Below are 15148 nucleotides of genomic sequence, written 5' to 3'. Positions count from 1 at the left end.
TCTTTTTCACGGCCATCGATACGAGGGTTACCTGCAATAATACGGCTACGTACTACTGTCTTCTCTAGATCATGGAAGATAGTGTGGATTTCTTTTGTGTCTGCTTCAGGATCTTCAGCAAGAAGAACTTCATTTACTTCCGCAGCGATCTCATGGATGCGGTCGTAACGAGCCATTTTCTCAGTAATTTGGTAAGCTTCAACAAGTTTAGCTTCTGCTAGATCAGCAATCTTATTTTTAAGCGCTGTGTTCTCTTCAGGAGCAACCCAATCCCAAGCAGGAGTTGCAACTTCTGCTTTGAATTCGTTGATAGCTTGAATAGCAACTTGTTGTTGGTCATGACCATAAACAACCGCCGCTAGCATTTCTTCTTCAGTTAGGTTGTCCGCTTCTGACTCAACCATCAGTACTGCTGACTCTGTACCTGCAACAACAAGGTCAAGCTTAGAAGTTTCTAGTTCAGTTTGGCTAGGGTTAAGTACAAGCTGACCATCGATATGACCAACACGCGCCGCACCGATAGGGCCGTTGAATGGAATGCCAGAGATAGCAAGAGCAGCAGAAGTACCGATCATTGTAACGATATCTGGCTGAACATCTGGGTTTACAGACATTACTGTCGCGATAACCTGAACTTCGTTTTTAAACGCGTCTGGGAATAGCGGACGGATTGGACGGTCGATTAGACGAGCTGTTAGCGTTTCGCCTTCAGAAGGACGACCTTCACGTTTGAAGAAGCCGCCTGGAATTTTACCCGCAGCGTAAGTACGCTCTTGGTAGTTAACCGTTAGTGGGAAGAAGTCTTGACCTGCAACGGCTTCTTTTTTACCTACAACAGATACGAATACAGACGTATCATCCATTGTGACCATAACTGCTGCTGTAGCTTGACGTGCAATAACGCCAGTTTCTAAAGTAACTGTGTGGTTACCGTACTGGAACGTTTTAACAACTGGTTTTTCGAACATTGTTATTCCTTGTTTCTAATCTTCCTTTAGTGCTTAAAGAAATCTTAGATGTGTTAATTGACACTCAAGGCATTACGAATCGCGACTAGTAAAAAGAAACTCGGAAATTCCTTTTGAATAGTCGCGACCTTTTGGTCGACGTGGTTGACTGTAATGCTATGAGCTTTTGAGAAAACCTCTTACAAGGTTTAGCCGCCAGTATTATAACGGCATAAGTCTAATTTGGCTAAATTTAGGCAACAAAAAAGGGGCATAAAGCCCCTTTTTAGACAAACTGCTATGCAGTCGCTGATTAGCGACGTAGGCCTAGACGTTTGATTAGGTCTTGGTAGCGAGCTAGGTTTTTACCTTTTAGGTAATCTAGAAGCTTACGACGACGAGAAACCATGCGTAGAAGACCACGACGGCTGTGGTGATCGCCTTTGTGCGCTTTGAAGTGACCTTGTAGGTGGTTGATAGAAGCTGTAAGTAGAGCTACTTGAACTTCTGGTGAACCAGTGTCGCCTTCGCCTTGTGCGTATTCTGCAACGATTGCTGCTTTAGTTTCTGCATTCAGAGACATAATTCTCTCCTAATAAGAGTAGGTTTAAAGTTGTAGCAGCCAATCTCTGATTCAGCCGCTACGCGAAGCGCGGATTATAGGGAAATTTCCTATCTCGTGCAATATAAAAATACCGACACTCAGGTCGGTATTTTCAATCATTTACTTGGATGCAACGTCATCTCGGAACACGACCAATCGCTTAGGAGCGATTTTGCCATCTTCGTTCATTTCGCCAACGCCAATAAACAAGCGTTCTTCACCCATAGTAAGGCGAAGTGAGCCCTCAGTCGGAGCACCAAATACTTGAACGGGCTGCCCATGTTGGACCATATTCGCCAGTTCAGGCACCAAGTTGACTTCTGGTAAGTCTTCTACCGCTGTATCCATTGGCAAAAGAAGTGGGTCCAGTAGCTCTCGAGGCGCTCGTTCCTCGCGGTGAGCTTGCTCTAGCAACTCATTTAGTTGCTCAAGTGTTACCATATTCTCGTAAGGGTATTTAGCAACACCAGTACGACGAAGCATAGTTACGTGCGCACCACAACCTAACATTTCGCCCAGATCATCAACGATAGTACGAATATAGGTACCTTTAGAGCAGTGCACTTCCATCTCTACTTCATCGCCTTCAAAACAGTGAAGAACAATCTCATATACCGTGATCTTACGAGATTCACGCGGAACTTCGATGCCTTTACGAGCGTATTCATACAAGGGTTTACCTTGATACTTCAACGCAGAGAACATGGAAGGCACTTGATCAGATTCACCACGGAACTGATCGATGCACGCTTCTAGCTTGTCTAACGTAACATCGACTGGACGCGTCTCTACAACTTCACCATCCGAGTCAGACGTATTGGTACGTTCACCCAGCTTTGCGATCACGCGGTAGCGTTTATCAGAATCAAGAAGAAACTGAGAAAATTTTGTCGCTTCACCCAAGCAAATTGGAAGCATGCCTGTCGCTAATGGGTCCAAGGCTCCAGTGTGGCCTGCTTTCTCAGCAAAGTAGATTCGCTTTACTTTTTGCAGTGCATCATTGGAAGAGATACCTGTTGGTTTGTCCAACAGTATAACACCATTAATTGGACGACCTTTACGACGACGAGCCATTATTCTTCGTCCTCACGACCAGAATCTTTTTGCTTTTGTTTGTCTGAACTAACGACTTCAGACACTAGGTTAGACATACGCATACCTTCAACCAGCGTATTGTCATAGTGGAAGCGGATTTCTGGCGTTAAACGTAGACGAATACGCTTACCTAACATCATGCGAATGTGCACTTCGTGCTCACGTAGCGCTGCTAGACATGATTCTGGTGTTTGCTCACCCACACACAGGAAGGTCACAAATACTTTTGCGTAAGCTAGGTCACGAGAGACTTCTACGTCTGAGATCGTCACCATGCCAAGGCGAGAGTCACGAACTTCACGTTGAAGGATCATCGCTAGTTCTTTTTGCAGCTGCTGTGCAACGCGCTGCGTGCGGCTAAATTCTTTTGACATATCTTTACTCTTATATAGAAAGAATGGGGGGTTGGTCAAAGCCAGCCCCCCATGGTGTATTCAACAACCAATTACTACTTATCTTTCAAAGACAATATTAGTAATTTTAGTCAATTAGTCTAGAGTACGTTTAATTTCAACGATTTCGAAGACTTCGATTTGGTCACCAACGCGAACATCATTGTAGTTCTTAACGCCGATACCACATTCGTAGCCATTCTTAACTTCTTGAACGTCATCTTTGAAACGACGTAGTGACTCTAGTTCACCTTCGTAAATAACAACGTTATCACGTAGTACACGGATTGGGTTGTTACGCTTGATCACACCTTCTGTAACCATACAACCAGCGATAGCGCCCAGTTTCGGTGACTTAAACACGTCACGAACTTCAGCAAGACCAATGATCTCTTGCTTGAATTCTGGAGCAAGCATACCGCCCATTGCTTGTTTCACTTCATCAATCAATTGGTAAATGATTGAGTAGTAACGTAAGTCAACAGCTGCGGCTTCAACAGCACGGCGAGCAGAAGCATCTGCACGAACGTTAAAGCCAAGGATGATTGCGTTTGAAGCTTCCGCTAGTACTACGTCAGTTTCCGTAATACCACCTACACCAGAACCAACGATGTTCACTTTAACTTCGTCAGTAGATAGCTTAACTAGTGAGTCAGCGATTGCTTCTACAGAACCTTGAACGTCTGCTTTAAGTACAACGTTAAGTTCAGCAACTTCACCAGCAGTCATGTTAGAGAACATGTTCTCTAGTTTAGATTTCTGCTGACGAGCAAGTTTCACTTCACGGAACTTACCAGCACGGTAGTTAGCTACTTCACGCGCTTTACGCTCGTCACGAACTACTGTTGCTTCATCACCTGAAGATGGTACACCTGAAAGACCTAGGATCTCTACAGGGATAGATGGGCCAGCCGAAGTAATTTCTTTACCTAGCTCATCACGCATTGCACGAACACGGCCGTATTCTTGACCACAAAGAACGATGTCGCCTTTGTTTAGTGTACCTGATTGAACAAGTACTGTTGCAACTGGACCACGACCTTTATCTAGGCGAGATTCAACAACAACACCAGATGCCATGCCTTCAGCTACAGCTGTAAGTTCAAGAACTTCAGACTGAAGAAGGATAGCTTCTAGAAGACCATCGATGTTTGTACCCTGTTTAGCAGAGATGTGAACGAACATGTTCTCACCGCCCCACTCTTCAGGAATAACGTCGTATTGAGCAAGCTCGTTCTTAACGTTATCTGGGTTCGCGTCTTCTTTATCGATCTTGTTCACAGCAACAATTAGAGGAACGCCTGCCGCTTTCGCGTGCTGAATCGCTTCTACTGTTTGTGGCATTACACCATCGTCTGCTGCAACTACAAGAACAACGATATCTGTCGCTTGAGCACCACGAGCACGCATTGCAGTAAACGCTGCGTGTCCAGGAGTATCAAGGAACGTGATCATGCCGTTGTCTGTTTCAACGTGGTACGCACCAATGTGCTGAGTAATACCACCCGCTTCGCCAGAAGCAACGTGTGTGCGACGGATGTAGTCAAGTGTTGACGTTTTGCCGTGGTCAACGTGACCCATGATAGTAACAACTGGAGCACGTGGAACTGCTTCCGCGTTAGTGTCACGGTCAGATAGTACCGCTTCTTCCAGTTCGTTCTCTTTACGAAGAACTACTTTATGGCCCATTTCTTCAGCAACAAGTTGTGCTGTTTCTTGGTCGATCACTTGGTTGATAGTCGCCATAGCGCCCATCTTCATCATTACTTTGATAACTTCTGTCGCTTTAACCGACATCTTGTTAGCAAGTTCTGATAGAACGATCGTTTCGCCAATTACAACGTCTTGCTTAGCAACCGTTGCTGACTTATCAAACCCGTGCTGCATTGAAGTCGGCTTAGCAAGTTTGCCCTTACGACCTCTACCGCCACGTTGGTTGTTACGGCCACCGCGAGCTTGGTCGTCTTTACCCGAAGCTGCTTTTTTCTTCTTACGACGACCGCCTTCTACTTTGCGATCTGCTTCATCTTCGGCTTCACGTGCGTATTGTGAAGTCGTTACATGGTAATCTGTATCTTCCATATCACCCTTTTTCTCTTCTGCAGCAGACCAACGCTCTTTATTCTTTTCAGCCAATTCGCGAGCTTCTTCAAGCTTGCGCTGACTTTCCTCTTCAGCCTTACGCTTAGCTTCTTCTTCCTGACGACGTTTAAGCTCGTCGGCCTCTTTTCGCGCTGCTTCTTGCTTAATTTTCTCTTCAGCATCACGCTTTGCTTTTTCTTCAGCATTACGTTGTGCATTCGTATCTACGTCTCGCTTCGCTTTTTCTTCAGCTTCACGTTTCGCTTTTTCTTCCGCTTCACGTTTTGCAGCTTCTTCAGCTTCACGTTTCGCAGCTTCTTCAGCTTCACGTTTTGCAGCTTCTTCTGCTGCACGTTTTGCTGCTTCTTCTGCTTCACGTTGTGCTGCTTCTTCAGCTTCACGTTTCGCTTCATCTTCAATTGTGCTGCGCTTCACGTATGTACGTTTTTTGCGCACCTCAACCTGAACATTCTTACTCTTACCACCACCCGCGTTCACACTAAGTGTACTACGAGTTTTACGCTGAAGCGTAAGGCGAGTCGGCTCTGAATCACCTGATTTATCACCGTGTTCTTTCTTTAAATGAGAGAGAAGCTTCTGCTTCTCTTCATCAGTAACATTGTCAGAGCTCGCCTTTTTAATGCCAGCGTCAGCAAGTTGTTCAATCAAGCGGTCGACTGGCGTACCAATCTCATCACTCAGTGCTTTAACTGTTAATTGTGTCATGCCGCTTCCTCCTTGCCGAAAATTATGCTTCTTCGCCGAACCAACAGATGTTACGTGCGGCCATAATTAGCTCACCTGCACGTTCTTCGGTCAGGCCTTCGATACCTTCTAAATCGTCAATACCTTGGTCAGCAAGATCTTCCAGTGTCGCTACACCTTTCGCTGCCAATTTAAATGCCATCTCACGCTCAAGACCTTCAAGTGCAAGTAGGTCCTCAGCTGGTTCTAGACCTTCAAAAGACTCTTCTTGTGCTAGTGCGATCGTCGTTAGTGCATCTTTTGCACGTCCACGAAGCTCTTCGATTAGTTCTTCATTCAAACCATCGATTTCTAGTAGCTCGTTAACTGGCACGTATGCGATTTCTTCTAGCGTTGAGAAACCTTCTTCAACAAGAAGTTGAGCGAAGTCTTCTTCAATATCTAGGTACTTCATGAAGTTTTCAATAGATGCTTGTGATTCTTCAGCGTGTTTCTTCTGAAGATCAGCAACTGTCATAACATTCAGTTCCCAACCTGTTAGTTGAGATGCTAGACGCACGTTTTGACCGTTACGACCGATAGCTTGCGCTAGGTTGTCAGCTTCAACTGCGATGTCCATTGAGTGTGCATCCTCATCAACGATGATAGAAGCAACATCAGCTGGCGCCATTGCGTTGATAACGAATTGAGCTGGGTTATCATCCCAAAGAACGATATCGATACGCTCACCACCAAGTTCGCCAGAAACAGCTTGTACACGTGCACCACGCATACCAACACACGCACCTACAGGGTCGATACGTTTGTCATTTGTTTTGACAGCGATCTTAGCGCGAGAACCAGGATCACGTGCTGCGCCTTTAAGCTCGATAATATCTTCTGCGATTTCAGGCACTTCAACACGGAACAGTTCTGCCAACATTTCTGGCTTAGAACGAGTGATGAACAATTGGAAACCACGTGCTTCAGGCGCGACTTTGTAAAGAAGGCCACGTACGCGGTCGCCTGGACGGAAGTTTTCACGAGGAAGTTGGTCATCACGCAGGATTACCGCTTCAGCGTTATTACCAAGATCAAGCACGATTGTGTCACGGTTTACTTTTTTCACGACACCAGTGATTAGATCACCTTCATTGTCGATGAACTGTTCAACGATTTGTGCGCGCTCAGCTTCACGAACTTTTTGAACGATAACTTGCTTAGCAGTTTGAGTCGTAATACGGTCAAACGTTACTGATTCGATTTCGTCTTCTACGTAGTCGCCAAGCTCGATTGAGTCATCTTCGTATTGCGCTGCTTCTAGTGAGATCTCTTTTGTAGGGTTCTCAACGTCATCAACAACTAACCAACGGCGGTAAGTGACAAACTCACCGGTTTTACGGTCAATGGCAACACGTACGTCGATTTCGATTTCGTATTTTTTCTTTGTAGAAGTTGCTAGAGCAATCTCAAGAGCCTCAAAGATACGCTCACGAGGTACCGCTTTTTCGTTCGATACCGCTTCTGCTACCGCTAAAATTTCTTTACTCATTATATTTAGCCTCTAAGCTTAAACTTTTTTAGGGAACTAAAATTTAGGGATCAGGTTAGCTTTGGAAATGTTACTTAGAGCAAACTCTTCTTGCTGACCGTCTACAGTAATTGTCACTGTTTCGCCATCAACACCGTGGATAATACCTTTCCACTTACGACGGTTTGCTACAGCCATTTTCAATACGATGCTGACCTCGTGACCAATAAATTGCTCGTAATGTGCTGCTTTAAAAAGTGGTCTTTCTAAACCTGGAGAAGACACTTCTAGGCTGTAAGCAACAGAAATTGGATCTTCAACGTCTAAAACTGCACTAACTTGGTGGCTAACTTCTGCACAGTCGTCTACGTTAATACCATTTTCATGGTCAATGTAGATACGTAACGTTGAGTGCGCGCCTGCACGAATGAATTCTAATCCAACTAACTCATAACCTGATGCCGCTACTGGCGCGTCAAGCATTTCAGTAAGTTGTCTTTCTAAACCAGTCATTTAACCACTCCAGAAACAAAAAAAGGGCTCAGAGCCCAATCAAAAAACCAAGCAGTATCTGAGCTATTTCAAAAAGCTCAGATAACAAAAAACCCCGATAGTCGGGGTTTTATGCTGCTGGACCCTGATACGTTAAGAATAGCCAACAATTGCTTTTCTTAACTCGTAGTGTGGTTAGCACTACGCAAACTTGCCAATCTACGATTTCCTTTTAAAGAAAGAGATTGGTTGCGGGGGCCGGATTTGAACCGACGACCTTCGGGTTATGAGCCCGACGAGCTACCAAGCTGCTCCACCCCGCGTCCGACTTGCTGAGCATTATACTCGCAAACAAGTGATTTACAAGTTTGTAAATACATGGTGCCGAGAGAGGGACTCGAACCCTCACACCTAAGGCACTAGCACCTCATGCTAGCGTGTCTACCAATTTCACCATCTCGGCATCAAAACCTTACAGCTTATTGAGGAATTTCATCACCCGCAGGGGCAGGAACTTCACTCGCTGCATCCTTAACTTGTTCAACAACTGGTTGACCTAACGTTGGGTCTACCCATTGTGATTCAGTCTGGTGCGTAGACATACGACCAAGTAACAAGCTAACGATAAAGAATACGGTTGCTAAAATAGCAGTTGTTCGGGTTAAGAAATTACCTGAGCCGCCAGCACCAAACACTGTGTTTGAAGCACCAGCACCGAACGAGGCTCCCATATCTGCGCCTTTACCTTGTTGAATCAACACAAGGCCAATCACACCAAGCGCTGCCAACAGGTAAATCACAAGTAGAACTGAAAACATTTTTTCCACCTATGTTCCAAATTGTTGAGCCAGCGCCGTTCAAAAGAACAAATCATAATGAACAAGGCTAGCGACCTCCTAACGGGAGGCGGAGCAATACTAGCGAAAGCCAGTAACGCTGACAAGGGAAAATTAGTAAAAAATCAATGCCAATGCGTTAAGCGCTCAAAAAAAGGGCAAAAGATGCCCTTTTCATTCAAGACATGCTTTAACGCAATGATTAACAACTTGCTTTAACAGCCTCAGCGATTTTCAATGCTGAGTGTTGAACTAGTTCACCATCTTCGCCTTCCACCATAACGCGGATCAAAGGCTCAGTGCCAGACTTACGCAGCAGTACACGCCCTTTATCACCAAGTGTCGCCTCTACTTCAGCGACAGCGTTTAATACAGCTGTAGCTTCAAGAGGGTTACTTTCTCCTGAGAAACGGACATTTTCTAAAACCTGAGGATATAATGTCATTCCTTGCGATAGTTCATATAAAGACATATCGCTGCCAATTACAGAAGCAAGTACTTGAAGTGCAGCAACAATCGCATCGCCGGTTGTGACTTTATCTAATAAGATCACATGGCCTGAGTTTTCAGCACCAATTTTCCAACCTTTTTCTAGCAGTTGCTCCATGACATAACGGTCACCAACAGCAGCACGTACAAACGGAATGCCTAGCTGCTTTAAACCATTTTCCATACCCAAGTTAGTCATTAGTGTACCAACAACACCACCCTTTAGCTCACCACGACGAAGTGCATCACGAGCGATGATATAAGCAATTTGGTCACCATCAACTTTGTTACCTAGGTGGTCGACCATAATGATGCGGTCACCATCACCATCAAATGCGAGACCAAGATGCGCTTGCTCTTCAACAACACGCTGTTGAAGAGCTCGTACGTCTGTTGCGCCCACTTTTTCATTAATGTTGATGCCGTTAGGCTCTACGCCCATAGCGATAACTTCTGCCCCAAGTTCTTTGAAAACATTTGGAGCGATGTGGTACGTTGCACCGTGCGCACAGTCTACTACGATCTTAAAGTTCGCAAGGCTCAACTCAGATGGGAAAGTACTCTTACAGAACTCGATGTAACGACCAGCTGCATCATTTAGGCGGGTTGCTTTACCAAGCTCAGCCGACTCCACACATTCAATTTCTTTATCTAACTCAGCTTCGATCGCCAATTCGATATCGTCAGGTAGCTTAGTACCCTCAGAAGAAAAGAATTTAATGCCGTTGTCGTAATATGGGTTATGTGATGCAGAAATCACAATACCAGCCTCGGCACGGAAAGTCTGAGTTAAATATGCCACAGCTGGAGTTGGCATGGGACCAGTAAATGTTGCTTTAAGTCCCGCAGCTGCAAGGCCAGCCTCTAGTGCAGATTCAAGCATATAACCTGAAATGCGTGTATCTTTACCTATGATAACTTTCTTTGTGCCTTGTTTCGCTAGTACACGACCAGCAGCCCAGCCAAGCTTAAGTACGAAGTCTGGAGTGATTGGGTATTGTCCTACTTTACCGCGCACACCGTCAGTACCAAAGTAACGTCTTTCATTCGACATAAACTTTCCTTTATTATTTTTAAATATTGTTTTTCGTCATCTCAACAACTTTCATCGCTTCGATTGTCTCTTCAAAGTCATGCACGCGAATGATCTGCGCGCCTTTCATCGCGGCAATCGTAGCACAAACGACACTTGCGTTCGTACACTCTGCCGCTGGCTTGTCTAACAGTTTGAAGATCATGGATTTACGAGACATGCCAGCCAAAATAGGCAGGCCGAATTCATGAAGCTTTTCAAGATGAGCAAGCATATGATAATTGTGTTCGATTGTTTTGCCAAAGCCAAACCCAGGATCGAGAATCAGTTGAGATTTATCAATCCCTGCTGCTTCACACGCCGCGATACGTTCTTCTAGAAAAGCCGACACGTCCCCCATTAAATCATCATAATGAGGGTCAACTTGCATGGTCCTAGGCTGACCTTTCATATGCATCAGACAAATTGGAAGGCTTGCTTCTGCTGCGACTTCCAGAGCACCTGGCTCTTGCAGCGAACGGATGTCATTGATCAAATCAGCCCCAGCATCAATTGCTTGACGCATCACTTCTGCTTTACTGGTGTCAACGGAAATCCATACATCATATTTTTCACGAATGGCTTTGATTACTGGGACAACACGCCTAAGCTCTTCTTCCAAAGACACATCCGGTGCACCAGGTCTTGTTGATTCACCACCAACATCAACAATACTTACACCAGCCTTTATCATTTTATCAACTTGAGCAAGAGCAAGTTCAATTGAGTTGTATTTACCGCCATCCGAAAAGGAATCCGGTGTCACATTTAGAATGGCCATGACATGTGGACGCGAAAGGTCCAAAGATTTGTTATTTGCTGTAATCATCATCATAAACACAAAAACCCCGAGATAACTCGGGGTTTAATATTATCGATACTCTTTATTCAGAGTCTTTCTTTTCAGGCGCTTCGTTAGAAGTTGTTTCAGAAGAGCTAGGCTGTTCTGCATCTTTCGCAGTCTCCGTTGCTTCTTCTTTAACTTCTTGCTTTGCTTGAGGCTTGTCGCTGTCTTCTGGTTTGCTTGCTGAGTTATCACTCCAGCCCGCAGGCTCACGAATTTCAGCTTTGCGCTCCATTAAGTCATCAATCTGGCGAGCATCAATGGTTTCATACTTCATCAGCGCATCTTTCATCGCATGCATGATATCCATGTTCTCTTGAAGAATCTTCTTCGCACGATCGTAGTTGCGGTCAATGATCTGACGAACTTCGTCATCAATCAACTTCGCTGTATCGTCAGACACATGTTTAGTCTGAGTTACACTACGCCCTAAGAACACTTCGCCTTCATCTTCTGCATACAGCAGAGGGCCAAGCTTTTCAGAGAAACCCCATTGAGTAACCATCTTACGAGCAATATCTGTTGCGCGCTCGATATCATTAGAAGCACCGGTTGATACTTTGTCAGCACCGTAGATAAGTTCTTCTGCTAAACGACCACCGTACAAGCTAGAAATCATTGATTCTAGGTGTTGGCGAGACATACTCACGCGGTCCTGCTCTGGAAGGTACATTGTTACACCCAACGCACGACCACGTGGAATGATAGACACTTTGTACACTGGATCGTGTTCAGGAACCAAGCGACCAACAATCGCGTGACCCGCTTCGTGGTATGCGGTTGACTCTTTCACTTCCTCAGACATCACCATTGAACGGCGCTCAGCACCCATCATGATTTTGTCTTTCGCCAGTTCAAACTCAACCATAGAAACGTTGCGCTTGTTACCGCGCGCAGCAAACAGGGCTGCTTCGTTAACTAAGTTTGCTAGGTCAGCACCAGAGAAGCCTGGAGTACCACGTGCGATGAGAGAAGGCTCTACATCACCCGCTAGAGGGACCTTACGCATGTGAACTTTTAGGATCTGTTCACGGCCACGTACATCTGGAAGACCAACTACCACTTGACGGTCAAAACGACCAGGACGCAGTAGCGCAGGGTCTAGCACGTCCGGACGGTTAGTCGCAGCGATAACGATAATACCTTCGTTACCTTCGAAACCATCCATCTCAACGAGCATTTGGTTTAGTGTTTGTTCACGTTCATCATGACCACCACCAACACCTGCGCCACGTTGACGACCTACCGCATCGATCTCATCGATAAAGATGATACAAGGTGCAGCTTTCTTTGCTTGTTCAAACATGTCACGCACACGAGATGCACCAACACCAACGAACATTTCTACGAAATCAGAACCAGAGATAGTAAAGAATGGTACTTTCGCCTCACCGGCAATGGCTTTCGCTAGAAGCGTTTTACCCGTACCAGGAGGACCAACCATTAGAACACCCGTTGGAATCTTACCGCCCAGTTTTTGGAAGCGGCTTGGATCGCGTAGGTAGTCCACCAGCTCTTTCACGTCTTCTTTTGCTTCGTCACAGCCAGCAACGTCAGCAAAAGTTGTCTTGATTTGTTCTTCGCTCATCATTCGAGCTTTGCTCTTACCAAAAGACATGGCGCCTTTACCACCGCCGCCTTGCATTTGACGCATGAAGAAAATCCATACACCAATTAGTAAGATCATTGGGAACCAAGAGATGAAGATAGTACCAAGCAAGCTTTGCTCTTCTGGAGGCGTGCCTTGTACTTTCACGTTTTGGTTAATTAGGTCATCTAGAAGCTTTTGGTCATACACTGGCATGTAAGTGACCATTTTGGCACCGCCGCCACGACGAACAAAGCTAATTTCACCGTCTTTAAAAGTTGCTTCTTGAATCTGGCCTTGGCCAACTTCCTGTACAAACGTGGTGTAATCCACGGTTCTGCCATTGCTTTCTCCAGGGCCAAAGCTCTGGAATACCGACATCAATACGACGGCGATAACAAGCCACAGAATTAAATTTTTTGCCATGTCACTCAAGGTGTAAGCCTCTCGATAACTAATTGTAATTAAAGGTAGGGTACTACAGTTCATTAACTGTAGCTATAGTGTTAACACGCTCTCAAGAGAGCAAAATGGTTAACCTTTGTAACCAGTGGCTACGACGAAGACCTCTCGAGAGCGAGCTCGCGATGAGTCTGGTTTTCTAATTTTTACGGCTTTAAACATGTCTCGGACTTCTTTCACATACTGATCGAAGCCTTCCCCTTGGAAAACCTTTACGACAAAGCTACCATTAGGCGCTAGAACTTGTCGACACATATCTAAAGCTAATTCAACTAAATACATAGCGCGAGGTTGATCAACAGAATTGTTTCCCGCGATGTTAGGCGCCATATCAGACATTACTACGTCTACCATGGAAGGTTGGATCCTTTCTAGCAAAGCTTCCAATACCGCATCATCACGAAAGTCGCCTTGTAAAAAGCTAACGCCAGCAATCGGGTCCATAGGAAGCAAGTCACACGCAATGATCTGACCACTGTCCCCTACTATCTTAGCAGCATATTGAGACCATCCGCCCGGCGCGGCCCCCAAGTCGACGACTGTCATTCCAGGCTTTAACAATTTATCTTTCGTTTGAATCTCATCGATCTTGAAATAAGCACGTGAGCGGTAGCCTTTTTTTCGGGCTTCATTCGCGTATTTATCATCAAAGTGTTCTTTCAACCAACGACCAGAACTAGCCGAATGTTTTTGTTTACTCATTTTAATCCCAACAAGGCACAAATTGGAGCTATTGTTTTAATAGGCGCTACCTATTACTCAATAAATTATAGTCTTCAGCAATAGATGGCGTTAAAATAGCTTTTTTCAACCCTTATTTTAAAGAAAATTGGCCGCGTAATGAACCTAAGCACCAAACAAAAGCAGCACCTTAAAGGCCTAGCTCACAGTTTAAAACCTGTTGTGCTAATGGGCGCAAATGGACTTACAGAAGCCGTGCTAGCAGAAATTGAAATCGCTCTTAACCATCACGAACTTATCAAAGTAAAAGTTGCTTCGGAAGATCGTGAAACAAAACAGCTAATCATCGACGCTATCGTACGTGAGACGGGCGCTGAAAAAGTTCAGACTATTGGTAAAGTGCTTGTGCTATACCGCCAGTCTGAAGAGCGTAAAATCGAAATCCCTCGTAAGTAACTCTACTTACGTTGCTGAAGAAAAAAGGTCGCCTGAGGCGACCTTTTTGCGTTTTATCAGAGTAGTAATGCTACTCCAAACGACTTAGATATATTCTACTCGGTCAATTTCGAAGTCTTTCGCGCCACCCGGAGTTTGAATAGCAACTTCATCGCCTTCCATCTTACCAATCAGGCCACGAGCAATAGGTGAGCTCACTGAAATGCGACCTGCTTTGATATCGGCTTCGTCATCACCAACGATTTGGTACGTTTTTTCTTCTTCGGTGTCGATATCAATCAAGGTTACGGTTGAACCAAAAATAACTTTACCCGTGTTCTCCATCTTCGTTACATCAATAACTTGAGCAACTGACAGTTTGTATTCAATGTCACGGATTTGTGCTTCACAAATGCCCTGCTCTTCACGAGCGGCGTGATATTCAGCATTCTCTTTTAAATCACCTAGCTCACGAGCTTCAGCAATTGCCTCTGAGATCTGAGGACGTAGTTTAAGTAGACGATCGAGTTCTGCACGTAGCTTTTGCTCGCCACGTAGTGTCATTGGAACTTTTTCCATTTTATAACCTCAAGCCCAAATGGGTCTTTGGACAAAAAAAGCCCACCCTGTCATAGGACTGGGTAGTGCGCTTAAAGATGTATTTCGTTTAGTGTAAACAAACTCCCGGACGAAATCATCTTAATTCGAAAGACAGCAAGACTATGCCTTTTCGGCATAATGATATAACTCACTTTTAGAGCGGTTCTAGGGCGAATCACCTTCTCAATTTATTGAAAAACAACACTGTTCATTACACCAAAAACCTCAAAAAAGATAAAAACTAATCAATGTCAGGCCAATGTCATTGCCAATAATTTCAATCAAAAACAGTAATTTAAATAAAAACAACGCAT

The 15148-nt window shown here is 44.9% G+C and carries 13 protein-coding genes, 2 tRNA genes and 1 pseudogene; 1 reads left to right on the top strand and 15 read right to left on the bottom strand.

What is annotated here, in order from left to right; all coding sequences use genetic code 11:
• From IQR33_RS01090 to rlmE, 14 genes and pseudogenes are all read right to left on the bottom strand, one after another.
• Positions 1-968 (bottom strand): annotated as a pseudogene (locus tag IQR33_RS01090) (polyribonucleotide nucleotidyltransferase); the annotation flags it as partial.
• A 292-nt stretch (positions 969-1260) separates the two neighbouring features.
• The gene (gene rpsO / locus IQR33_RS01085) at positions 1261-1530 is read right to left on the bottom strand and encodes a 30S ribosomal protein S15 (RefSeq protein ID WP_005380094.1); all 270 of its coding nucleotides are present in this window, start codon (positions 1528-1530) and stop codon (positions 1261-1263) included.
• Between the two features lie 141 nt (positions 1531-1671).
• The gene (truB, locus tag IQR33_RS01080) at positions 1672-2625 is read right to left on the bottom strand and encodes a tRNA pseudouridine(55) synthase TruB (protein ID WP_017635892.1); all 954 of its coding nucleotides are present in this window, start codon (positions 2623-2625) and stop codon (positions 1672-1674) included.
• Positions 2625-3020, bottom strand: a complete 396-nt coding sequence (rbfA, locus tag IQR33_RS01075) for a 30S ribosome-binding factor RbfA (RefSeq protein WP_005380087.1) — start codon at positions 3018-3020, stop codon at positions 2625-2627. Before rbfA ends, truB begins: the two co-directional genes overlap by 1 nt.
• Before the next feature lie 114 nt (positions 3021-3134).
• A complete protein-coding gene (gene infB, locus IQR33_RS01070) occupies positions 3135-5846 on the bottom strand; it encodes a translation initiation factor IF-2 (protein WP_005380086.1) in 2712 nt (903 codons plus the stop codon).
• Positions 5847-5868: 22 nt separating this feature from the next.
• Complete coding sequence (nusA, locus tag IQR33_RS01065) at positions 5869-7356, bottom strand: transcription termination factor NusA (protein ID WP_005380084.1); 1488 nt, start codon at positions 7354-7356, stop codon at positions 5869-5871.
• A 36-nt stretch (positions 7357-7392) separates the two neighbouring features.
• The gene (gene rimP / locus IQR33_RS01060; protein ID WP_005386424.1) at positions 7393-7848 is read right to left on the bottom strand and encodes a ribosome maturation factor RimP; all 456 of its coding nucleotides are present in this window, start codon (positions 7846-7848) and stop codon (positions 7393-7395) included.
• Positions 7849-8073: 225 nt separating this feature from the next.
• Positions 8074-8150: transfer RNA gene (locus IQR33_RS01055), tRNA-Met, on the bottom strand.
• 56 nt (positions 8151-8206) lie between these two features.
• Positions 8207-8290 (bottom strand) — tRNA-Leu (locus IQR33_RS01050).
• A gap of 16 nt (positions 8291-8306) precedes the next feature.
• Positions 8307-8645, bottom strand: a complete 339-nt coding sequence (gene secG / locus IQR33_RS01045; RefSeq protein ID WP_005380080.1) for a preprotein translocase subunit SecG — start codon at positions 8643-8645, stop codon at positions 8307-8309.
• 220 nt (positions 8646-8865) lie between these two features.
• Positions 8866-10206: a phosphoglucosamine mutase gene (gene glmM, locus IQR33_RS01040; RefSeq protein WP_005388992.1), complete on the bottom strand. Its 1341-nt coding sequence runs from the start codon at positions 10204-10206 to the stop codon at positions 8866-8868.
• 19 nt (positions 10207-10225) lie between these two features.
• A complete protein-coding gene (gene folP / locus IQR33_RS01035) occupies positions 10226-11056 on the bottom strand; it encodes a dihydropteroate synthase (protein ID WP_017635894.1) in 831 nt (276 codons plus the stop codon).
• 52 nt (positions 11057-11108) lie between these two features.
• A complete protein-coding gene (gene ftsH, locus IQR33_RS01030) occupies positions 11109-13082 on the bottom strand; it encodes an ATP-dependent zinc metalloprotease FtsH (RefSeq protein WP_017635895.1) in 1974 nt (657 codons plus the stop codon).
• A 108-nt stretch (positions 13083-13190) separates the two neighbouring features.
• Positions 13191-13820: a 23S rRNA (uridine(2552)-2'-O)-methyltransferase RlmE gene (rlmE, locus tag IQR33_RS01025; protein WP_005388985.1), complete on the bottom strand. Its 630-nt coding sequence runs from the start codon at positions 13818-13820 to the stop codon at positions 13191-13193.
• Between the two features lie 138 nt (positions 13821-13958).
• On the opposite strand from rlmE, the gene yhbY reads away from it, so the two are divergent.
• Positions 13959-14255 carry a ribosome assembly RNA-binding protein YhbY gene (gene yhbY / locus IQR33_RS01020; RefSeq protein WP_005380066.1) on the top strand — a complete coding sequence of 99 codons (297 nt, stop codon included), beginning with the start codon at positions 13959-13961 and terminating at the stop codon, positions 14253-14255.
• Between the two features lie 84 nt (positions 14256-14339).
• Here yhbY and greA read toward each other — a convergent pair whose 3' ends face one another.
• A complete protein-coding gene (gene greA, locus IQR33_RS01015) occupies positions 14340-14813 on the bottom strand; it encodes a transcription elongation factor GreA (protein ID WP_005380065.1) in 474 nt (157 codons plus the stop codon).
• Between the last annotated feature and the right edge of the window lie 335 nt (positions 14814-15148).

It is taken from the genome of Vibrio sp. OPT46, from assembly GCF_015163535.1.
GTDB classification, from domain to species: Bacteria; Pseudomonadota; Gammaproteobacteria; order Enterobacterales; family Vibrionaceae; genus Vibrio; species Vibrio alginolyticus.
The sequence above is the reverse complement of the archived record's forward strand: the minus strand, read 5'-3'. Positions and strand labels throughout refer to the sequence as shown.